The sequence below is a fragment of the Candidatus Paceibacterota bacterium genome (genome assembly GCA_041660505.1).
GTDB lineage: Bacteria > Patescibacteriota > Minisyncoccia > Phycocordibacterales > JACRKE01 > JBAZWG01.
Genome location: JBAZWG010000001.1, coordinates 74,367 through 93,767 on the forward strand (window position 1 = coordinate 74,367; position 19,401 = coordinate 93,767).

25 protein-coding genes and 1 tRNA gene are annotated in these 19,401 nt (G+C 49.1%); 6 read left to right on the forward strand and 20 right to left on the reverse strand.

The window, feature by feature from the left end; genetic code table 11:
• The first annotated feature begins 83 nt into the window (after nucleotides 1–83).
• Genes thrS through WC764_00405 form a run of 3 tightly spaced genes read left to right on the forward strand, consistent with a single transcriptional unit; the run spans nucleotide 84 to nucleotide 3,967 of the window.
• Nucleotides 84–1,829, forward strand: coding sequence for a threonine--tRNA ligase (gene thrS / locus WC764_00395; protein MFA6006182.1), 1,746 nt, complete (start codon nucleotides 84–86; stop codon nucleotides 1,827–1,829).
• 5 nt (nucleotides 1,830–1,834) lie between these two features.
• Nucleotides 1,835–2,296 (forward strand): PKD domain-containing protein, encoded by a 462-nt coding sequence (locus WC764_00400; GenBank protein ID MFA6006183.1) that lies wholly within the window; start codon nucleotides 1,835–1,837, stop codon nucleotides 2,294–2,296.
• Between the two features lie 3 nt (nucleotides 2,297–2,299).
• Nucleotides 2,300–3,967: an FAD-binding oxidoreductase gene (locus WC764_00405; protein ID MFA6006184.1), complete on the forward strand. Its 1,668-nt coding sequence runs from the start codon at nucleotides 2,300–2,302 to the stop codon at nucleotides 3,965–3,967.
• 70 nt (nucleotides 3,968–4,037) lie between these two features.
• Here the strand turns inward: WC764_00405 and WC764_00410 are convergent, their stop codons facing one another.
• The 5 genes from WC764_00410 to WC764_00430 all read right to left on the reverse strand — a co-directional run bounded on the left by WC764_00410 (nucleotide 4,038) and on the right by WC764_00430 (nucleotide 7,611).
• Entirely contained in the window at nucleotides 4,038–4,361 is a 324-nt protein-coding gene (locus WC764_00410; GenBank protein MFA6006185.1) for a hypothetical protein, read from the reverse strand.
• A gap of 201 nt (nucleotides 4,362–4,562) precedes the next feature.
• The gene (locus WC764_00415) at nucleotides 4,563–4,835 is read right to left on the reverse strand and encodes a helix-turn-helix domain-containing protein (GenBank protein ID MFA6006186.1); all 273 of its coding nucleotides are present in this window, start codon (nucleotides 4,833–4,835) and stop codon (nucleotides 4,563–4,565) included.
• 321 nt (nucleotides 4,836–5,156) lie between these two features.
• Entirely contained in the window at nucleotides 5,157–6,566 is a 1,410-nt protein-coding gene (locus WC764_00420) for an ABC-F family ATP-binding cassette domain-containing protein (GenBank protein ID MFA6006187.1), read from the reverse strand.
• A 4-nt stretch (nucleotides 6,567–6,570) separates the two neighbouring features.
• A complete protein-coding gene (locus WC764_00425) occupies nucleotides 6,571–7,329 on the reverse strand; it encodes a hypothetical protein (protein MFA6006188.1) in 759 nt (252 codons plus the stop codon).
• Between the two features lie 33 nt (nucleotides 7,330–7,362).
• A complete protein-coding gene (locus WC764_00430) occupies nucleotides 7,363–7,611 on the reverse strand; it encodes a hypothetical protein (GenBank protein MFA6006189.1) in 249 nt (82 codons plus the stop codon).
• A gap of 167 nt (nucleotides 7,612–7,778) precedes the next feature.
• On the opposite strand from WC764_00430, the gene WC764_00435 reads away from it, so the two are divergent.
• Nucleotides 7,779–8,207: a hypothetical protein gene (locus tag WC764_00435; GenBank protein MFA6006190.1), complete on the forward strand. Its 429-nt coding sequence runs from the start codon at nucleotides 7,779–7,781 to the stop codon at nucleotides 8,205–8,207.
• Nucleotides 8,208–8,298: 91 nt separating this feature from the next.
• Here WC764_00435 and WC764_00440 read toward each other — a convergent pair whose 3' ends face one another.
• The 4 genes from WC764_00440 to WC764_00455 all read right to left on the reverse strand — a co-directional run bounded on the left by WC764_00440 (nucleotide 8,299) and on the right by WC764_00455 (nucleotide 11,217).
• Nucleotides 8,299–9,345 carry an adenylate/guanylate cyclase domain-containing protein gene (locus WC764_00440; GenBank protein ID MFA6006191.1) on the reverse strand — a complete coding sequence of 349 codons (1,047 nt, stop codon included), beginning with the start codon at nucleotides 9,343–9,345 and terminating at the stop codon, nucleotides 8,299–8,301.
• Between the two features lie 177 nt (nucleotides 9,346–9,522).
• Nucleotides 9,523–9,705 carry a DUF5679 domain-containing protein gene (locus tag WC764_00445; protein ID MFA6006192.1) on the reverse strand — a complete coding sequence of 61 codons (183 nt, stop codon included), beginning with the start codon at nucleotides 9,703–9,705 and terminating at the stop codon, nucleotides 9,523–9,525.
• Nucleotides 9,706–9,808: 103 nt separating this feature from the next.
• Nucleotides 9,809–10,243, reverse strand: coding sequence for a TspO/MBR family protein (locus WC764_00450; protein ID MFA6006193.1), 435 nt, complete (start codon nucleotides 10,241–10,243; stop codon nucleotides 9,809–9,811).
• Between the two features lie 110 nt (nucleotides 10,244–10,353).
• A complete protein-coding gene (locus WC764_00455; GenBank protein ID MFA6006194.1) occupies nucleotides 10,354–11,217 on the reverse strand; it encodes a Gmad2 immunoglobulin-like domain-containing protein in 864 nt (287 codons plus the stop codon).
• 183 nt (nucleotides 11,218–11,400) lie between these two features.
• Between WC764_00455 and WC764_00460 the strand changes: the two genes are divergently transcribed.
• The gene (locus WC764_00460; protein ID MFA6006195.1) at nucleotides 11,401–11,700 is read left to right on the forward strand and encodes a hypothetical protein; all 300 of its coding nucleotides are present in this window, start codon (nucleotides 11,401–11,403) and stop codon (nucleotides 11,698–11,700) included.
• Nucleotides 11,701–11,765: 65 nt separating this feature from the next.
• Here the strand turns inward: WC764_00460 and WC764_00465 are convergent, their stop codons facing one another.
• The 6 genes from WC764_00465 to WC764_00490 all read right to left on the reverse strand — a co-directional run bounded on the left by WC764_00465 (nucleotide 11,766) and on the right by WC764_00490 (nucleotide 15,121).
• The gene (locus tag WC764_00465; GenBank protein MFA6006196.1) at nucleotides 11,766–12,026 is read right to left on the reverse strand and encodes a GIY-YIG nuclease family protein; all 261 of its coding nucleotides are present in this window, start codon (nucleotides 12,024–12,026) and stop codon (nucleotides 11,766–11,768) included.
• A 21-nt stretch (nucleotides 12,027–12,047) separates the two neighbouring features.
• Nucleotides 12,048–12,118, reverse strand: a tRNA-Gln gene (locus tag WC764_00470).
• On the reverse strand, nucleotides 12,104–12,799 hold the full coding sequence (locus WC764_00475; GenBank protein MFA6006197.1) for a hypothetical protein: 696 nt from the start codon (nucleotides 12,797–12,799) through the stop codon (nucleotides 12,104–12,106). The genes WC764_00470 and WC764_00475 overlap by 15 nt, the downstream gene beginning before the upstream one ends.
• Before the next feature lie 44 nt (nucleotides 12,800–12,843).
• Nucleotides 12,844–13,884 carry a DNA polymerase III subunit gamma/tau gene (gene dnaX / locus WC764_00480; GenBank protein ID MFA6006198.1) on the reverse strand — a complete coding sequence of 347 codons (1,041 nt, stop codon included), beginning with the start codon at nucleotides 13,882–13,884 and terminating at the stop codon, nucleotides 12,844–12,846.
• 2 nt (nucleotides 13,885–13,886) lie between these two features.
• Nucleotides 13,887–14,222, reverse strand: a complete 336-nt coding sequence (metG, locus tag WC764_00485) for a methionine--tRNA ligase subunit beta (protein MFA6006199.1) — start codon at nucleotides 14,220–14,222, stop codon at nucleotides 13,887–13,889.
• A 26-nt stretch (nucleotides 14,223–14,248) separates the two neighbouring features.
• Entirely contained in the window at nucleotides 14,249–15,121 is an 873-nt protein-coding gene (locus WC764_00490; GenBank protein MFA6006200.1) for a class II fructose-bisphosphate aldolase, read from the reverse strand.
• A 43-nt stretch (nucleotides 15,122–15,164) separates the two neighbouring features.
• Between WC764_00490 and WC764_00495 the strand changes: the two genes are divergently transcribed.
• Nucleotides 15,165–16,169, forward strand: coding sequence for a carbohydrate kinase family protein (locus WC764_00495; GenBank protein ID MFA6006201.1), 1,005 nt, complete (start codon nucleotides 15,165–15,167; stop codon nucleotides 16,167–16,169).
• Nucleotides 16,170–16,171: 2 nt separating this feature from the next.
• Here WC764_00495 and WC764_00500 read toward each other — a convergent pair whose 3' ends face one another.
• The 5 genes from WC764_00500 to WC764_00520 are packed head-to-tail and all read right to left on the reverse strand — an operon-like array spanning nucleotide 16,172 to nucleotide 19,401.
• On the reverse strand, nucleotides 16,172–16,399 hold the full coding sequence (locus WC764_00500; GenBank protein ID MFA6006202.1) for a DUF1653 domain-containing protein: 228 nt from the start codon (nucleotides 16,397–16,399) through the stop codon (nucleotides 16,172–16,174).
• Nucleotides 16,400–16,407: 8 nt separating this feature from the next.
• Nucleotides 16,408–17,382 (reverse strand): transketolase family protein, encoded by a 975-nt coding sequence (locus tag WC764_00505; GenBank protein MFA6006203.1) that lies wholly within the window; start codon nucleotides 17,380–17,382, stop codon nucleotides 16,408–16,410.
• Nucleotides 17,383–17,396: 14 nt separating this feature from the next.
• Nucleotides 17,397–18,311 (reverse strand): transketolase, encoded by a 915-nt coding sequence (locus tag WC764_00510; GenBank protein MFA6006204.1) that lies wholly within the window; start codon nucleotides 18,309–18,311, stop codon nucleotides 17,397–17,399.
• Between the two features lie 3 nt (nucleotides 18,312–18,314).
• Nucleotides 18,315–18,968 (reverse strand): hypothetical protein, encoded by a 654-nt coding sequence (locus WC764_00515; GenBank protein ID MFA6006205.1) that lies wholly within the window; start codon nucleotides 18,966–18,968, stop codon nucleotides 18,315–18,317.
• On the reverse strand, nucleotides 18,949–19,401 hold the full coding sequence (locus WC764_00520) for an RpiB/LacA/LacB family sugar-phosphate isomerase (GenBank protein ID MFA6006206.1): 453 nt from the start codon (nucleotides 19,399–19,401) through the stop codon (nucleotides 18,949–18,951). The genes WC764_00515 and WC764_00520 overlap by 20 nt, the downstream gene beginning before the upstream one ends.

The window sequence follows — 19,401 nt, forward strand, 5'->3', positions numbered from 1 at the left end:
ACGCGTCCATGTGACGTGTTTTTTGTTTCTATTTGTCTATATATAGATATCTGCTATTATGGTGTGACACTAATTTAAATACTATGGAACCAGAAAAATTGCAGAACATTCGCCATACGCTTGCTCACCTTATGGCACAGGCTGTTAAGGAGCTCTATCCGAACGCACAACTTACGCTTGGCCCGGCTATTGATACGGGGTTTTATTATGACATTGACTTTGGTGCCGACAAATTATCGGACGCTGATCTACCGAAAATAGAGAAACTGATGCGCAAGAACCTCCAGAATTGGAAAGAATTCACTCATCAAGAAGTAGACGAGGCGGGTGCAGAAAAAGCTTTTGCCGGTAATCAGTACAAACTTGAACTGGTTAAAGAAATTTCTGAACGCGGGGAGAAGATCACCCTATACACCTGCGGTAATTTTACAGACCTTTGCCGTGGCGGACACGCAGAAAATCCGTCCAAGGATATTGCACCGGACTCGTTCAAACTCGATCGTATTGCCGGGGCCTATTGGCGCGGAAGCGAGAAGAACCCTATGCTCACCAGAATCTACGGTCTGGCCTTCGAGTCAAAACCAGCGCTAGACATGCATCTCACAATGCTCGAAGAGGCCAAAAAACGCGACCATCGTAAACTCGGCAAAGAACTGGAACTGTTTATGATCGCCGACGAAGTCGGTCCAGGTTTACCGATGTTCTACCCGAAAGGCGCAATTTTACGCCGACTTATCGAGAACTACATTATTGAAGAACAAGAGGCAAGGGGCTACGTTCCCATCTGGATTCCACATATTACAAAGGGCAAGCTCTATGAAATTTCCGGCCATTTGTCGAAATACGATGCGATGTACAATCCAATGCACATTGACGACGACGACTATTACCTTAAGCCGATGAATTGCCCGCACTTCATGATGCTCTATAAGTCACTCCCGCATTCATACAAAGAACTCCCATTACGATACACTTGTACTACTACAAATTACCGCTATGAGAAGTCCGGCGAGCTCTCTGGCCTCACGCGCGTGCGAGCCCTCACACAAGACGACTGTCATGTGTTCTGTATGCCGGACCAGATTGAGAATGAAATTAAGCTGATGCTCGAGATGATCGGCAACGCATATCATGTCTTCAAAATTACCGACTTCTGGGTGCGCATTTCACTTAGAGATTCTAAGGATAAATCAAAGTACCTTGGCGACGACGATGTTTGGAATAAAGCGGAAGACGCCTTACGCAAGGTAGTGAAGGCATCCGGCTGGAAATATAAAGAAGCGGAGAATGAAGCGGCCTTCTATGGTCCCAAGCTTGACTTCATGATGAAGGATGCTATCGGCCGTGAGTGGCAAATCTCCACAATCCAACTCGACTTCAACCTGCCTAAGCGTTTCGAGCTGGAATATACCTCTAACACTGGCACAAAAGAACAACCCGTGGTGATTCACAGAGCAATCCTTGGCTCTACAGAGCGTTTTATGGGAGTACTCATAGAGCACCTAGCCGGTAACTTCCCCACTTGGCTCTCGCCGATACAGGTTGCCATATTGCCAATCTCCGATAAGCATTTGGAATATTCAAAAAAGGTCGCCGAGAGCCTCCGAGCTTCTGGTGTCCGTGTGGAGCTTAATGAAGATAACGATACTTTGGGCAAGAAGATACGCAATGCGAAAGGTACAAAAGTGCCTTACATGCTAGTCATCGGCGATGCGGAGGTTAACGACAAAACTATTACGGTAGAGCATCGTGACAAAGGTAAGGTCGGCGCACAATCCGTCGCCGAATTCATTGCGAATATTACTGACGAAATTAAAAATCGTAATTAAAAAACATGAACTCAATGACAAAGTGGATATTAGGGCTAGTTGTCGTTGTTGCAGTAGCACTTCTCGTTATGAAGGATAACGAGAAGACTGTATACGCGCCGGATGACACTTCAGCTATCCAGAGTGGAGTAAACGAACCGACAAGTATTAACAAAGAACCTGTCGTCCAGAATGCTCCGTCATATACTTCGATTGTTAAAATAAAAGAGGTAACAGGTCCGGCATCAGTAGCCACAGGTTTACAGACTAATTGGGTGATCAGTGCAGAAGCACCGGGTACAGAGACAACAACATACACGGCAAACTGGGCAGACGGCTCGCCCAAAGAGTCTCAAACGAGCAGTAATGTGTTTACCCATATCTACACCAAGCCAGGTCTGTACGTAATTACCTTCACGGCAAAGAGTACAAACAGCAAGCTCGTTCAGACGCTAAAGACGGTAAACGTCGTATCGGCCAACAAGTAACGTATGCAGAGTCCGGAACTTGCCAAACAGATCAAGACTTTCCTTGAGGGCGATGTTGAGTTTGACGACAAGACTCTAGATACTTATAGCAAGGATACGAGCCTATTTTCTGTACGTCCGCAGATTGTTGTCTTCCCCAAACATTCCAAAGATGTTTCTGCTCTAGTAGCTTTCGTGCTCGAACAAAACGCTAGAGGCGAGAAGCTTACTCTTACCGCGCGCTCCGGCGGGACGGATATGTCCGGCGGACCGCTTACGGAATCTATTGTGGTAATATTCGGACGTTATATGAACCAACTCATTTCACTTGGCGCCCTGGGTGCCAAGTGTGCTGTTGTAGAGCCGGGTATGTTCTACCGCGACTTCGAGACCGAGACGTTGAAGAACAATTTACTCCTCCCTTCCTATCCGGCCTCACGAGAGATCTGCATGATGGGCGGTGTCGTCAACAACAATTCCGGCGGAGAGAAGACCCTGCGCTACGGCAAAACCGCACGATATGTGTCTAAAATGAATATGATTCTCTCTGATGGAAACGAGTATGAGATAAAGAAACTTACAGAACATGAACTCTTCCTCAAGATGGTACAAGAAAACTTCGAAGGCAGGTTTTATAAACAGCTCTACGATTTAGTAAAGAATAATTACGATTTATTGCAGGCTCGCAAACCGCAGGTATCGAAAAATTCTTCCGGCTACGCACTCTGGGACGTGTATGATCCGCAAGCCAAAACCTTCGACCTCACCCAGCTCTTCGTCGGCGCACAAGGCACGCTCGGCCTTATGACCAAGGCCGAGATCCAGCTTATCCACCCCAAACCTTATAAACGTATGCTTGTTATATTTATGAAGAGCACCGATATATTGGGCGACTTGGTGCAAGATGTGCTCAAGTTCTCGCCAGAGAGCTTCGAGTCATACGACGACAACACGATGAAGGTGGCTATCAAATTCTTCCCCGCCCTGCTCAAACGCTTGAAGGGCAGTCTGGGCTCGCTTATCATGAGCTTCTTGCCCGAAGTGGGCATGGTGCTGACAGGAGGCTTCCCCAAGCTCGTCCTGCTTGCCGAATTTACGGCCGACAGTGTTGAAGAGGCATTAGCGCAAGCAGAAAAGTGCCGAGCTGCAATCAAAGAAAAGTACAATCTAAAGATGCGCGTGACGCAAAGTGATATAGAAACAGAAGAGTATTGGGTCGTGCGCCGAGAGAGCTTTAACCTCTTGCGCAATAACGTCCACGGCATGCACACGGCGCCGTTTATCGACGACGTTGTGGTTAATCCGCAATATTTGCCGGAGTTCTTGCCTAAGCTGAATAAAATCTTCGAGCCGTACAAGATTATCTATACCGTGGCCGGGCACGTGGGTGATGGCAACTTCCACATCATCCCGCTAATGGACTTGACCGATCCACATACCAAGGAAATAATAAAGGAGCTGGGGCCAAAAGTGTATGATCTGGTAATCTCCTATAACGGCTCAATAACAGGCGAACATAATGATGGCATTGTCCGCACGCCGTATATAGAGAAGGAATTCGGCAGTGAAGTTTATAAACTTTTTGTCCAAACAAAGAAAATTTTAGACCCGCTTAATATCTTTAACCCCGGTAAAAAAGTCGGCGGCACAATAGCTTACGAAGAAGCGCATTTGCTTACGAAGAATAATTAAGAGATTTATACATAAACACTGAGACCCACCGGGTCCCAGTGGGTCTTATCCTCGAGTCTAGCAGGCGGTCTTACGCCGAGAACACGGCGAGGCCGATGGCCAGGCGCAACTGCTCGAACAGAACCGAAACGTCGTCCTGATTGATTCCTTCGGAAAACGTCCGAAGGTAAACGTAGTCCGACTCCATGCCCACGTACATTTCTCCTCGGTAGTTCGGTGGTGTCGTGACCTCGGTTGGCATTTTCGAGAGCTTGTGCTCTTGAGTTTCCGCCTCCGCTTGCTCCAGCGCGCCCGAGAAGTCGGCGAGCGTAGTGGCTACGCGTGTCCCACCGATGATGATGTCGAGGTTAGGGTTCTCGGCATCGCGTGAGTTATGGTACGCGTAGACAATCACAGATTGATTGTTTGCGTGTCTTGCAGGTATGACAAACCTGCGGGCTTGGGCGTACTTCAGCTTTGCCTTGGCCATGCTTGTTCCTCCTCTAGTCCACGTTCGGACAAGAATTTTCTGCCTGTTTCCGTTACCGCAATAAGGCTATCACTATTAAAACTTTTCCGCAATTTATTCTCTCTTCAATGTTTATGGCCGTCTAGTTTAGACAATACTTACATGAAGCTTGCCACCCACAGCATGTGCGATTTCATTCAGATAGGAAAGTGTCGGGTTTTCTGAACCGGATTCGAGACGCGCGATTGCTGACTGATGCGTACCCAAACGAGAGGCCAATTCGGCCTGAGTAAGCTTCTTTTGAATACGCTTTCTGATAATTGCCTCTATTAATTCAAATTGAGGGCCCAATGCATCGTAGGCTTTTTTTACTTCTTTATTTCGAAGCGTCTTTTTCTTAAATTGTGCGAAAGTATTCATAACCTATATGTTATATCAGTCTCCTTAAATTTGCAAGTGCCTTATAGAGTTCGCGTTTTGGCAACTTCCGACCTTTCTTTGTATACACATGCAGTATCCAAGCTCTACCCTTATGGAATGTGTAAAACAACCTGAGATTTTTCTTCCCAAAAATTCTGAGTTCGAACAGTCCGTTAAGTATTGGCTTGCTATGAGGCATTCCCAACAAATGACCGAAGGTTTCTAGAAGCGTCAGTGTTCTATCAACTTTAGCAATAGTATCGGGATCTAACGCCTCAATATACCGATTAATATATCGATCAAGAAATTGAATATCCATAATTAGGATGTACTTGGATTATCAACTCTTTGTAATCTACTGTTTAGCATCTCGTAAAATTCTAGCGGCATAATCTTTTTCAAGAAATATCTATCATGCGAGACGACGATGAGCGTGCCGGCATAATCCTGCAGGATGGTTTCCAGCACTTCAAGCGCTTCGATGTCCAGATGATTGGTCGGTTCATCAAGTATTAAAGTGTTGATAGAGCGTAACGAGAAAATTATCATGAGCAACCTCGCCCGCCCGCCCGGGCTCAATGTGGCGATAGTCTTATCCGCCTGCTCGCGCTCGAGCCCGGCATGCACCAAGGCGCGGTACGCATCGGTTACATTCAGCGTAAATGTTTCTTGCAGATAGGCAAGCACCGTCTCTTCGCGCGGTAAGGACTCATGCTCTTGCAACAGGTTCGCGAGCTTAACACCGGCTCCAATTACAACACTCCCTGATGTTGGCGCCAGTTCACCGGTGAGAAGTTTTATCAGTGTAGATTTACCACTACCATTCGCGCCGACTATTGCAATGCGGCTCTTGGCGGGAATAAAAAGTGAGAATGGCCCGATCTTAAAACCTTGAGAATACTTGTATGCAACATCAGAAATGACAATATCATTTGACCCACCCTTCTTCGCGACAGTCAGGGGCACTTTGAACGGTTGTTCGAATATCGGCTTCTCGATTTTTTCTATTCTGTCTATTCTTTTTTCTAACGCCTTGGCAGTCTTCGCACTGCGAATTGCCTGGTCGCGATAGAATCCCTGCAAGATTTTATCTTTGTCAGAAACTTTGTGCTTACCGCCTCGCAAGGCGTCTTCTTTTTTATCTTTTACATTCTGTACGAGGCGCGAAATTTCTTCTTGTTGTAAACGATAGGCCGTCTGCACGCGTGCTCGCTCCGCCTCTTTACGCGCTAGATATTCACTATACGTCCCGCGAGTAGCAGAGAGCGTGTGGGTGTTGGCGTCGAGCTCGAAGACCGCCGTCGCTACTCTGTCCAGGAACATACGGTCGTGCGAGACGATGAGGCAAGCGGCTTTGGTGTTAATGAGAAGTTCTTCGAGCCAAGCCAATGATGCCAGGTCGAGATTATTCGTCGGCTCATCCAGGAGCAACAGCTCCGGCTCTTTTGCCAGGGCGTCCATGAGTAGTTTCTTGGTCTTCTGACCACTGCTTAGGCCGGCGTCGTGCAAACTGGTATCTTGCATCACGTAAGCAATATTCTTCCCTGCCGACAAATGAACCTTGCCGGAGTCTGCTTCTTCCAACCCAGCCAATATTTTTAGCAACGTCGATTTACCGGACCCGTTATGGCCGACCAACGCGACCTTCTCCCCTGCTTCGATGGTGAAGGAGATGTCGTCCAATATTGTGCGCGTACCGAAGCTTTTGTGAAGTTTGGTGACTTTAAGCATTCAACTATTGTGCAGAAGGTGCGGAGGTAGTAGGTGTACTTGTGGCCTCTGAAGTCTTATTGAAAGCCTTCAATCCCTTCATGATGGTCTCAATATCTTTGCGGGCGTCGTGGAGATCGCTCGTGCCGACTTTAATATCTGCTCGGGCAGATTTGAGGGCGGCTTGATTCGCCTTAGCTACAGCCTTATCCCCATTGTCCGGCACTAGCGGTGCAACGTAATTAATAGCAGCTGATGCCTGGATGCTGGCGTCTGCGAGCTTAGCATTCAGATCAGTAAGTGCCGTCTGCAGAGCCGTCACATCCTTGCCCGCCGTTTGAGCTTCATTGATGCGCGTTTGGAGCTTGCCGGAGAGTGTGGTCATCATACCGACGAGAGTCGCAATGCGGTCTGCGGCGGCGATGAGATGCCCGCGCGGGATTATAAGGGCATATACGCGATATGAACCGAGAATCGACTTCTCGTCTTCGCGGGCTGTGGCTAATTCGGTATCGGCGTCTATCTTGGCTTTGAGCGCAGTGAGCTCACCGACATTATTTTGCACATCGGCGGCGATACTCGTCTTCTGGTCCGCACTCACGTTCTTCATTTCCTGGACACGAGCCATTAGCGTATTCAAATCAGCGATGCGTGCATCAATCTGCTTGTCCGAGCGGGCAATAACAGTCTCGAGCTGGGTTGCGGCGAGAGCCGGCGTCGCAGAACCAAGCAAGACAACCGTACCGAGTGCCAATGCGATTTTAGCGGTTATATTATATTTCATCATAGAAGTTTTATGTTTATTTGTTAATGAAGATTACTGCGTCGCGCTGGCTTTGTCTGCGTTGGCGGCGTCGGCAGTGAGGCCATTAAGCTCTGCGTCAATAATTGCGGCATCATTTGCCAAACCTGTATCTGTTGTATCTATTACAACCGTAGGTGTGGTTGTTGCCTGCTCTTCCGTTGTCTGTGCGACCGGAGTAGAAGAACTGCTCATCATCCAGAAGAACCAAAAGATAACCAATACCACAATGATACTTATGATCGCTTTTATTGTGCTAGACATACAATATATAGTTAAATAAATAAAGTCTTAAAATTTCTTTAAGCTCCAATATTGAGTATACACCCGTCGCTTGTATTGTCTAGTTTATAAATAACTATTTACAGATTACCAATCGTATGTTATTATGACAAGCAGATGGCGGATGTGTTCCGTCGAAAGGAAGGTGGATGATGGTCGACAACGACCGTCAGGCAGCATTAGAGGAGATGGAAGCCGCGCTTCAGGAGAAGCGCGTGCTGTACACACTCGGAGACTCGGAAGGCAAGGTCCTCGAGTCGATTCGAGAGCGGCACGAGGTCCACTGCTGGTTGGGCCGTGAGCCGTTCAGCTCGACCGAGACCTGTGAGTCACTCACGAGAAGCAACACGCCCGAGGCCGAGTTCCGTGTTCACGACATCATGGTCGCGAAGGACCGTCTGGGTGTGGAGCTCCTCATCGCCGAGGGATCGATCAGAGTTACGGGTTACACCGAGGGCAAGAACATCCTCGGAAACATGACCGGATTCAGGTCGGTCAGGGCCCGGCTCTACATCCCCCGGGGGGCGCCTGTCCCCACCCCTGCATTTTTTGTTCTTGGGGAGCTCGTGCACGAGTAGCACAGCTCTCCCTACTGCCCCGGTCCGCATTGTGCGACCGGGGCTGGTTTTTTTAAATTATTCCTAATGTCCGAGGCGAGACCTCGGACAATTATACTTTGGCCATGGCTTTTGCGAGCAAATATTTCGGGACAAAAAAATTGAGTACCGGCACGAAAATGAAAAGGCTGATTCGCGCTGGAACGCCTGCTCGTTTTGAGAGCCCGGCCCAGGTCAGACCAATCATAACAACATTCAGACCGGGGACTAGATATGTCACATACCACCACCATGGTCGCTCGGCAATAGTAATAGGGTAAAAAATATTCAAAAGCGGAACACACGCCATCCACGATCGAGGAACCTTGAAATGTTCGGCAAGTTCATACAAGCAAAAGGAATAATAAAAGTAGAGAGCTACGCAGAGGATTCCGCCCGGACCCGCAAAAAGATTTTTCGCAAAATCACCCAGGCCGGCAACAATACCGATCACTGGCTTCGCGAGCATGAGAGCGCCGAGTATGATGAGAAGAATGACTGGTGTCGGATAATCCTTTTTTACCATAACGCTTTGTGCGGGCGAAACAGGCATTGTTTCGGCAGACGATGATTTTACCGCAGGTACAGGCGCGGAAGGAGTGCCGGCTCCCGTCTCCCATAACACTTTGTATACTTTGATCTCATGTGGAATACCTTTCAAATGGCGATAGCCGATCTCTGCACTTGGTATCTCGTTCTTATTCATCGAGAGGTAGACTGCTTCGGTGAAGTAGATTTCATTCGCATCGGCGAGCCCTTCTACCCGTGCCGCGATATTGACCGGCTGACCGAAAACATCATTCTCGCGTACCGAAACCTCACCGGAGTTGATAGCCACTCGCACCTCAAGCGCTTCGTTCGAGGCCTTTGCGTTGTGGCCCCTCAGCCTGCGCTGGATCGCCATACCGCACAAAACAGCATTGGTAGGACTCTCAAAGGTCACCAAGAAAGCATCGCCGATGGTTTTAATTACCGTCCCCCGGAACTTAAGAAAAATTGGACGGATAAGGCGATCATGCAGATCAAGAAGTTCCTCCAGCTCGTTGCGTGTCTGCCGCGAAGAACGGTCTGTGTATCCCTTGATGTCAGTAAACATTATGGTGAGGTGCCGTGTTTCCATAGGTTACAACATATTAACACGTTTCAATCTTTTAGACATCCGGTGTTGCTAAAATTGAGCCTGTAAAGAGTATGGGATGGAATATACTTGCCATGTTTTTGTAAACAAAAAAGAGGTTCGACCTTTTGGATGCCTAAGGTCGAACCTCTGGATTCTGTCTACTAAGTAACAGCTCTGCTACTTCAACGCCTCGGCGTCGGTCTTGGACATGAATTTGAACATGTTGCCACCGCACTTCTCGCACTTGCCTTTGGCAGAGTATCGTCCGTTCTTTTCAGACACTTGCGGGTCTTTCATTATTTGCATCGTCGGCTTGTTGTTCGCATCGCGATCCTTCATGCACAAAGCTTTGAGTTCCATATTATTACTTTTACTTAATATTTAATTAATCCGGATAGTATACACTATTTCTCTTAATTATACACGTAATCCAACTATTTTCGATTATTGTGCCTTTGTACATTTATTTATTTAAATACGTAATCGTTAATTGCAGTATCGTCGCGAACGAAACCCACAAGAGATACGGAATGTTGGCGTATATTATCCATGCATAGGTGGGAGCGCCAGTCTCTATGTGGAGCTTGAGGCCGAAGGAGTAAATAGCGAAGAGCGCCCAGATGAGCGTGCCGAGGACGAGGAGAATATCAAACGCCGCGAATAGATTATTCTTCAGCCCGAATTGAATCGGCGTAAAAGCGAAGTTGAAGATTAGATTAAGCGCGAATGGCAGAGCCACAATCCACGGAATCTGCTTGGTGAATGTTTTGTAAAATACAGTGCCGAAAGAAACGGCTATCAACACATACAGCACTGTCCAAACGGGGCCGAAGAGCCAGCTCGGCGGCGACCACCAAGGCTTCACAAGTTGCGAGTACCAATTGTAAGCGTTGTTCATAATATAATGCCTCCAGTATAACACAACGGCTCAAATGGCAGGAAATGAGCCGATTAGCGGAGGTTTAACCTCCGCCAGCACAGAGATATTGTATCACAATCACCAAATATCTATCTGATCCCCGTGTCGCAGGAGAGGTTGAGTTCGCTCATTACTTTTGACATGACTATGACATCTTGAGGTGCACAGCGTGGGAGCATTTGACCGCCTGCGGCTTGGACAGTATAGGTGCCCGGTGCGAGGGTGGCGGTGTAGTGGCCTAGCGCGTCGGTCGGGGCGCTCACGGTCGCGGTCGCACTTCCTTTTTTAAATATCTGCACCGTCGTCTGATACGGCTTGTCGGCACATTGCGGGTCTGGCGGGTCACGCATCACCGGGCAAGTCGGCCCGAGCGTAACGGTGCCCTGTATGCCGGATGTTATTGGTGCCGGTGCGGGCGGGCACTTGGTAAATTCACAGTTGGGGCCGGTGCGGGCGACGTACGAGCCGTCGGGGCATAGCTTGGCCTCCATCGTGCAGGCTACAGGGCCGGGTGGCACCGTCGTGCTGGCTGCTGCAAGAAATATCGGCACCTCGATCGCGTCATCATTCGCAGGCAGGCCGGATGGGTTATCTTTCTTCAAGATGAGCGTCGCTTTATTGCTATACGCCTTCGGATCTGCGGTGAAAGTAAGCTTAGCCTCGAATGGCACGTAGGCCGTGGTCATCCATTCCCCTTTTGCTTGGGCAGAGCCTTGTGCAATAATTTTACCATCCCAATCAACGAGCACAACATGGAAGCTCGCTTCGAAGTACCAAGTCCCCGGCGCCTCACCCGTGACAGAGAGCGGGCTCGAGACGGTAGCGCCGGCCAGAGGCGCGCTCACCCGCGGTTTGTTCGCAACATTGGTTGTAGGCGTCTGCGCTGGTTGAGCGAACTTGAACAGAGCAAAAGTAATCACAAGCACGACAACGATGTATAATATTTTTTTCATATAGTTCATGTTATTTTCATTCATTATACTCCACAACCATTCACTATCCTATTAACCCCTCTACAACCTTTCCGACTTGACATATTAACGATAACATTTTTGTATCACCAAATGGACGGGCACGTCATTTTATTGTAGAGTGAATGTGATTTTTGTAGGCTCAACACCGAAAGGAGGTTCAATTTGAGCAGAAATGATTCTGTCGGCGACGAAGAGGATGAGCGGAAGAGCTACGTCGAGGAGCTGATCGACGGCGACGAGCTCGAAGGCGCCGCACTTGGCGTCGCCAAGAAATACGTCGCCGACGGGCGAGACAGCCTTTCCGACAAGCAGTTGTTTGTCCTAGAGAAGTATGTTCTAGGCAAACAGAAGGACTGCGGACGCTGTGGGACACCAATCCCCTGGAGCGAGAGGTATGCACTCTCGACCCAGGAACACCCCTGGTGCTCCTGGTGTCTACAAGTCACCTCGCACGACGACTAGTCACACGACGAGGTGACCACGGCAACGGGGCAGGCCGGTAATTCTGCCCCTAACTACAAAAAACACTATTCTGGATTATGAATAGTGTTTTTTGTTTTCAAGCTCAATTTTTCCTTGCGGGATAATTTTTTAATTTCCGCTTCGCGCTTAGATGCCGATGACCTATCCGGATGCTTTTCATTATACACCATCTTACTCGCTCCGTGAGCGCGCGTGTATTGCCCACCGATTCCCTTCTTGTGCTCATTAAGACGCCGCGCAAGGTCGGTCGTGATGCCGGTGTAGATAGACTTGTCGGCGCACTGGAGTAGGTAGACGAAGTACATAATTCAATTTTCCGATCAAGGCTGGGGGATTAGGACTCGAACCTAAATACTCAGGACCAAAACCTGATGTCCTACCATTAGACGATCCCCCATTGATTCTCACAAATACCTTCTGTCCACCCCGCGATTCTTCTCACTAAATGTGAGCTACTTTTTGGGCAGACTCTGAGTACGCCAACGTACTCCTCGCCAACATTCCTTCTCTTCGTTTTTGGATTACCTTTTTTGTAGTATATGTGAGTGATACTACCGACGGGCAACTTGAGTCTATTACACCAGAAATTTAGTATTTTTTCAAGGTCGTCGCGCTTCGCATTATGTAAATAAAGTTCATACTTTATCTCATTGTTATCAAGTCTTAGAATAAATTTAAGGAATAAAATAAAAACCTTGACCATTCGCCAGTCTGAATTACTAAACTTTAGTCCCGAACCAGCCGAATATTCCTTCTCCTTTGAGCCTTCCGCCCAATAGAGACAGGTTCCAATGATCAATAAGTCTCGGTCGCTCAGCTTACCAATTTCTGTTCGCGCCAATTCAATTATTTCTGTCTGAATTCTTACTCGCTTGGCTTTACGCGCTGCAGCCCCTCGCCTTTGACCAGCCCTTCTTTTCTCGGTAAAAATCTGCTTTTGGCGTTTCGATAAACCAACATCAACAAACCATTCCGTGAGTGTCGATTTAGCAACGGGAATTACTTTCCGTATCTCCGAATAACTTTTTCCTTGTCGTCTAAGCGCCACCGCCCGTTCGTGTATCGTACTATCAATCATAGCACTAATACTAACATACTATGTACGATTATTCGTGGGAATAACTACTCCCCTGCGATCTTGGCCAGGGCAATTTCGAATAAGAGTTCCGGCACGGCGGATGTCGTCATTTCGTCGTAGGTTTTCAAGAGTTCGCGGAGGAGGTCGGAGAAGGTCCCGGTAAATTTAACTTTCTGGAGTTCGGCGATACGCGCGAGTTCTTCCTTCGACATTTCCGCTTCGAAAAATTTCTTCAGTTCCGGCGAGAGCTTCATCAACATCACAATGCGTAGTGTGCGCAGAATGAATTTAAGGAGCAGCCGCGTATCCATATTCTCCGCTTCGCTGGACTTGAGTAGGGCAACGCCTGCCGAAACATTCTTCTCCAAAATCGACTTAGCCAGATCGAAGACGAGCGTGATCTTGGGTGAGCCCGATGTCGCTTCGACGTCTTCTGATTTTATCTTCTTGCCTTTTACAGACGCTATAACTTTCTGCAACACACCGTGCGCGTCGCGGAACGAGCCCTCGGCCAGAGTTGCAAGCACGCCGGCGGCATCCTTATCCAATTCATAACCTTCCTTCTTTGCCACATCGATGAGCATCTTCTTCGTCAGCTCCTCGGTCGGCTTCTTGAAGGCGAATGTCTGGCAACGCGAGATGACAGTGTCGAGAAGTTTATGAGCCTCAGTCGTGGCGAGGATGAAGATAACATGCGCGGGCGGCTCCTCGAGCGTCTTGAGCAAAGCGTTGAAGGCGTCCTTTGTGAGCATATGCACCTCGTCTATAATATAGACTTTATATTTAGACTCGAATGGCAACACGCGCACCGCGTCGCGAATGGTGCGCACCTCATCGATGCCGCGATTCGACGCCGCGTCTATTTCATACAAATCATTTTCACTCGTCCCAAGCGCTTTCGCGAAAATCCGCGCCACACTCGTCTTACCAATACCGCGTGAGCCGGAGAAGAGATAGGCGTGCGCGACACTATTCTTCTCGATCGCATTTTGCAAAACAGATGTAACATGCTCCTGCCCCAGCACCTCATCAAACAAAGCCGGTCGGTATTTGCGATACAAAACAAAATGAGATTCGTGGGACATAATTAGTGAATTCCTGCGCCGTTTGCAACTTCCTTATCCGGGATAAGGAGGACGGGTACATCTGCGACGTCGGCGGCGAGGATCATGCCTTGAGACTCGAGGCCGGCTAGCATACGCGGCTCGAGGTTAATTATAAATGTCACTTGCTTCCCTACTAAAGCCTCTGGCGCGTAACCTTTAGCAATGCCGGAAATTATCTGCCTTTTGAAGTCGCCGAAATCTACTAAGAGCTTTAGTAGTTTCTTGGAGTCAGGCACGAGCTCGGCGCTCTCTATCCTGCCTATGCGCAGGTCGAGTTTGGTAAAGTCGTCGTAGGAAATCTGCGGTTTCAAGTCCATAAAGTTTAAAAGTTGAAAGTTGAAAGTTAATTCAAATTATTAAAAAGCTTCAACTTTTCTTCCACGACTTTCTGCACTGCTTGTTGAGCGGGCTTAAGCATTTTGTACGGCGCGACTTCGTCGGCGTTCTCTTGGAGCGAGATCTTGAGCGCTTGGCACCACGCCACGCGGAGTTCGGTCGAAATATGAACAAGGGCAATGCCCGCCTCGATGCCTTTCACAAAGTTCTGGGTTGTGAGGCCGGAGCCGCCGTGCAAGACGAGCGATATCTCCAGAGCGGCTTTGATTTCTTTGATACGTTCGATATTTAAATTGGGATCATGCCCTGTCGCAAGCATGCCGTGGATACTGCCAACAGCCGGTGCGAGCATTGCGATGCCGGTCTCCTTCGCAAATTCGAAGGCGTGCTCCGCGGTCGTCATATCGGCACCGGTCACCGCCGCGCCCTTTGGTAATTCCTTAAGCACCTTGGACGACTGGCCGATGTAGCCGAGTTCACCCTCGACAAGCGTATGGCTACCGTTAAGCTTCGCGTACTCAACCACCTTCTTCGTCAGCGTCACATTCTCTTCCCACGACAGCTTGGCGCCGTCGATAACAACAGAATCATAACCAAGGTCGATGACTTCCTTCGCTCGGTCCAGAGAATAAGTGTGATCGGCGTTCAGGAAAATTTCTCGCTCCGGATTATCTTTTTTAATCTGATTCACAAGCGCCCGCACTGCTGATGCACCCATGAAATCCCGCTCGCCTTCTGAAGCGCCGATAATGACCGGCACCTTAAGCGCTTTGGCCCCATTGACGACAGCCCAGACCATGTCGAGCGTCGAGACGTTGAAGTGGCCGACTGCTTTATGATTTTTCTCCGCGTTCTGCACGCATTGTAATAGACTCTGCATAACTTGATTGTAACATATCTTAACAGAATGTAGAATATGGAATGTGGAAGATAGAACAACTCAAAATTACGACTTCATCGCCGTCGGCGATCTGGTGACGGATGCATTCATAAGACTTAAAGACGCCGAGGTGCATTGCAAGATTGACAAGGCCGCCTGTGAACTGTGCGTCCGCTTCGGCGATAAGGTGCCGTACGAATCGGTGACGGTCTGTAATGCCGTCGGCAACAGCCCGAACGCGGCAGTCTGCGCCGCACGACTTGGGCTGAACTCCGCACTCGTAAGCGAGCTCGGCGACGATCGCATCGCCAGCGAATCGTTATCTTATTTAAAATCGGAAAATGTCGCTCACGACTTTATCACCAAACATCGCGAGTATAAATCCAACTATCACTACGTCCTATGGTACGAGGCCGACCGCACTATTTTAATCAAGCACGAAACATATCCGCGCGTCTGGCCGGACATTGGCTCGCCCAAGTGGTTATATTTGTCATCCTTGGGTGCCGACACTATGGCGTACCAGCAAGAGATCGCTCGCTATCTGATGAATCATCCGGAAATTAAAGTCGCCTTCCAACCGGGGACATTCCAACTTCGCACTGGCATACGAGACCTTGCGCGCATTTATGAACGGGCAGAAATTTTCTTCTGCAACACTGACGAGGCGCGACTGTTATTAGACACTAATGAGAAGAGCGGCGCCAATCTCGCCGAGATGATGACTCATCATGGGCCGAAGATGGCGGTCATTACCGATGGCCCGGCCGGGGCGTATCTCTACGATGGCCATCTCAAGTGGTTCATGCCGCCCCATCCGGACCCGAAGCCGCCGTATGACCGCACCGGCGCCGGCGACGCCTTCACCTCCACTATCACCGCCTGCATGAGCATGGGAATGGACGTGCACGACGCAATGCTCTGGGCACCGATCAACTCAATGTCAGTGGTACAAAAAATCGGCGCCCAAGCCGGCTTGCTGACAAAAGAAGAAATTAAACTCTGGCTTGATAAAGCCCCGGCGGATTACAAGCTGCAGCGAATTTAAGACTACTTATCGTCTCCAATATAAACGAAACGGGGCCCTTTGTAATCGGGCTTATCTACATTTTCTAGAAACATCGCAAGCGGGCGTACCCATATCGAACCTTTGTTCGGTTCCTCGAGATGTTCGTAAACGACGAATTCTTCTAAACTTTCACTATGTTTCGCAATATCTTTTACGAAATATTTACCACCCTTGAAGTGTTTGTACAAACCTTTTTTAACTTCTGTCATAATTAAATTTACTTTTTATCTACTAAGCTCCTAACCGCTTGTTTTATGCTGTGCACGCCTAAACCATAGAATTCGATAAGCTCCGTCGGTTTGCCAGATTGGCCGAATTTGTCGTCGACGCCCACTATGCGCATAGGGACAGGATATAACTCTACCAGTAATTCTGCAACTGCCGAGCCCATACCGCCGGCCTTCTGGTGTTCCTCTACAGTCACTATTCTACCGGCATGTTTTGCCGCGCTGATTATCGTCTCTCTATCTATCGGCTTGATGGTGTGTAGGTTAATAACCGTCGCCTCAATTCCCTCTTTACTTAGCTCTTCCGCCGCCATAAGCGCATTATAGACTAGGCTGCCCGTCGCAATGATTGCCACATGGGATGTGACACGCGCGCGTAGAACGTTGGCCTTGCCGAGGGTGAACGGTGTCTCTGCAGTTGTAATTATCGGTGTCTTCTCGCGGGCGAGGCGAATGTACGTTGGTCCGACGAACTTGGCCACTGCGAGTGTCGCCTTCTCGGCCTCGATAGAATCACAGGGTGAGATGACCGTCATCCGCGGTAATGCGCGCATCATGGCGATATCCTCCAAGGCCTGGTGCGAGCCGCCGTCGGGGCCGACGGACACTCCTGCGTGCGAGCCGACAATCTTCACATTCACGTTGTTATAGCAAATAGTGGTGCGGATCTGCTCCCAATTCCTGCCCGGCGAGAAGGTGGCGTAGGACGAGGTGAATGGTATCTTCCCCGCAGCGGCCATGCCCGCTGCCACTGTCACGAGATTTTGTTCCGCCACACCGACTTCAATAAATCTATTCGGAAAAGCTTTTTTAAAATCTTCCATCTTAGTCGACTCGGTCAGGTCAGCACAAAACCCGACGACGCGTTCATCCAATTGCCCAGCCTTCAAAAGCCCACGGCCGAAGCCCGCCCGTATTGGCTCTTGCTCAACGTCTGATTGAAATAGTTTAGGATTTAATTTCATGTATTTCCCAACTCCTAACTCCTAGCTCCCAACTCCTTTAATGCCACCTCGGCCTCCTCGGTGGTCGGCGGTTTGCCGTGCCATTCGAATTTATTTTCCATAAAGCTGACGCCTTTGCCCGGGATGGTGTGCGCTATTATAACAGTCGGCTTGCCCTTATATGCCTTCGCCTCTTCGACAGCATTGATAATTTCTTTAAAATCATGGCCGTCGATATCGAGTACGTGCCAGTTGAAGGCCTCCCACTTGGCGCGCATCGGCTCGAGTGGCATGATGTCCTCGGTGTTGCCGTCTATCTGGATATGATTACGATCAACGATTGCAATAATGTTATCCAGCTTCTCTTTCCCGCCCATCATGATAGCCTCCCAGGTATTACCCTCGTCATGTTCACCGTCGCTCATCATGCAAAAAATGTAGTGAGAATTCGAGTGAGGAGCCTCGAGGGGGTGAGGGGCATTCCCGGAGACGACCTGCAGCCCCGAACCCACTGCGAGCTCCGAAAGAGTAATTCTCTCTGCCAGTGCCATGCCGACTGCCTGTGCCAAACCGCAACCTAATGGCCCGGAACTGGTCTCGAGCATTGGTAGGAAGTCGCGATGCGGATGACCCTGGAGCCTGCTGCCGAATTTACGTAAAGTTAGGAGTTCTTCAACTGGGAAATATTTCGCATGCGCCATCGTCGCGTAGAGCACCGGACAGATGTGGCCGTTAGAGAGAATAAGTCTGTCACGCTCGGGCCAAGCCGGATAAAATGGGTCGTGCTTCAGGATGTGGAAATAGAGCGCAGTAAAAATGTCCGCCATGCCCAGGGGCCCGGCGGAGTGACCCGAGCCGGCCTCAACAAGCATTTCAATAATAGAAATGCGAATATCGTTCGCCTGCTTCTTGAGGCCTGTGAGCTTTTCTTCTGTTATCGGTTCTCGCATGCTTTAGAGCGCGAGGAATTTTTTATACTCTGCCGACGAGTCCGCACTTTTTGACAGTGCCGATCCGACACAGAGCTGTGAAGCGCCGCACAAGACTAAGTCGTGCGCGTTGCTCAAATTGACCCCGCCGTCAATAGATAGTATAGCATCGGGGAAGGATTCTTTGCATGAGGATATCTTTTTGAATATGTCTGTATTGAACGGAGCGCCTTGTTTACCAAGCTTTTCTATCGCCATAAGCTGGAAATTAGTAACGTCCGGATAGATATCCTCCAAGATACTTATCGGCGTTTCGAAGTTCAGTGCCACGACCGGTGTGCTGTTATGCACCAAAATTTTCTCTGCCAGTGAGACTGCGTGGTCACAGGCTTCATGGTGAAATATTACTCGCTCCGGTTTACAGGGTAGCCATCGCTCTGCCTCTGCCTCAGGGTCGGCAACCATCAAGTGTACTTCGAACTTTTGGTTATCCAGAAATTCTTGCGGCAATTCGCTCGGCATATTCCACTTCCCGCCTTTTGCGAATACGCCGTCAGAGATATCTATATGCAAGCGCACGCCCATGCCTTCATATGCTTCCTGTATCGTCAATACGTCGGCCAGACTGTTCGGGACGACGGTCGGGAAAATTTGTATTTTATTTTGCACTGTAGTCATCTATTTCTTTTATTCTCTTCTCGTGTCTGCCCTTCTCGAAGGCAGTGTCGAGCCAGAGGTCGATTGCCGCATGCGCTTCATCCTCGCTCACGAAGCCTGCACCAAGAGATAGAATGTTCGAGTCATTATGCTTACGAGAAAGTGCAACAATCTCCATCGGGCCACCGTAGAACACAGCGGCGCGTACGTGTGGAAAGCGATTGGCAAGCATCGCCTCGCCCTGGCCGGATTTGCCGATAATTATCCCGCGTGAGGATTCTGCATCCTCCGACACCGCCTTAGCCACCGGCGCAACAAAGTTCGGATAGTCGTCCTTGGCATCATAGGCCATAGCGCCCATGTCTTCTATCACATAGCCCTTATCTTTAAGCGCGGTTTTTATTTTCTCCTTAAGCTCATAACCCGCATGATCCGCACCGAGAATTAATTTCAT

Bases quoted from the DNA above. Each gene is read 5' to 3' on its own strand.
- WC764_00440 (MFA6006191.1), bottom strand. From the start codon at position 9,345: ATGGAAACACGGCACCTCACCATAATGTTTACTGACATCAAGGGATAC.
- WC764_00475 (MFA6006197.1), bottom strand. From the start codon at position 12,799: ATGATTGATAGTACGATACACGAACGGGCGGTGGCGCTTAGACGACAA.
- WC764_00490 (MFA6006200.1), bottom strand. From the start codon at position 15,121: ATGCAGAGTCTATTACAATGCGTGCAGAACGCGGAGAAAAATCATAAA.
- WC764_00420 (MFA6006187.1), bottom strand. From the start codon at position 6,566: ATGCTTAAAGTCACCAAACTTCACAAAAGCTTCGGTACGCGCACAATA.
- WC764_00455 (MFA6006194.1), bottom strand. From the start codon at position 11,217: ATGAAAAAAATATTATACATCGTTGTCGTGCTTGTGATTACTTTTGCT.
- WC764_00445 (MFA6006192.1), bottom strand. From the start codon at position 9,705: ATGGAACTCAAAGCTTTGTGCATGAAGGATCGCGATGCGAACAACAAG.
- WC764_00520 (MFA6006206.1), bottom strand. From the start codon at position 19,401: ATGAAATTAATTCTCGGTGCGGATCATGCGGGTTATGAGCTTAAGGAG.
- WC764_00400 (MFA6006183.1), top strand. From the start codon at position 1,835: ATGAACTCAATGACAAAGTGGATATTAGGGCTAGTTGTCGTTGTTGCA.
- dnaX (MFA6006198.1), bottom strand. From the start codon at position 13,884: ATGTCCCACGAATCTCATTTTGTTTTGTATCGCAAATACCGACCGGCT.
- WC764_00425 (MFA6006188.1), bottom strand. From the start codon at position 7,329: ATGAAATATAATATAACCGCTAAAATCGCATTGGCACTCGGTACGGTT.
- WC764_00510 (MFA6006204.1), bottom strand. From the start codon at position 18,311: ATGCGAGAACCGATAACAGAAGAAAAGCTCACAGGCCTCAAGAAGCAG.
- WC764_00450 (MFA6006193.1), bottom strand. From the start codon at position 10,243: ATGAACAACGCTTACAATTGGTACTCGCAACTTGTGAAGCCTTGGTGG.
- WC764_00435 (MFA6006190.1), top strand. From the start codon at position 7,779: ATGATGGTCGACAACGACCGTCAGGCAGCATTAGAGGAGATGGAAGCC.
- WC764_00465 (MFA6006196.1), bottom strand. From the start codon at position 12,026: ATGTACTTCGTCTACCTACTCCAGTGCGCCGACAAGTCTATCTACACC.
- WC764_00430 (MFA6006189.1), bottom strand. From the start codon at position 7,611: ATGTCTAGCACAATAAAAGCGATCATAAGTATCATTGTGGTATTGGTT.
- WC764_00505 (MFA6006203.1), bottom strand. From the start codon at position 17,382: ATGAAATTAAATCCTAAACTATTTCAATCAGACGTTGAGCAAGAGCCA.
- metG (MFA6006199.1), bottom strand. From the start codon at position 14,222: ATGGACTTGAAACCGCAGATTTCCTACGACGACTTTACCAAACTCGAC.
- WC764_00415 (MFA6006186.1), bottom strand. From the start codon at position 4,835: ATGAATACTTTCGCACAATTTAAGAAAAAGACGCTTCGAAATAAAGAA.
- thrS (MFA6006182.1), top strand. From the start codon at position 84: ATGGAACCAGAAAAATTGCAGAACATTCGCCATACGCTTGCTCACCTT.
- WC764_00405 (MFA6006184.1), top strand. From the start codon at position 2,300: ATGCAGAGTCCGGAACTTGCCAAACAGATCAAGACTTTCCTTGAGGGC.
- WC764_00515 (MFA6006205.1), bottom strand. From the start codon at position 18,968: ATGACTACAGTGCAAAATAAAATACAAATTTTCCCGACCGTCGTCCCG.
- WC764_00500 (MFA6006202.1), bottom strand. From the start codon at position 16,399: ATGACAGAAGTTAAAAAAGGTTTGTACAAACACTTCAAGGGTGGTAAA.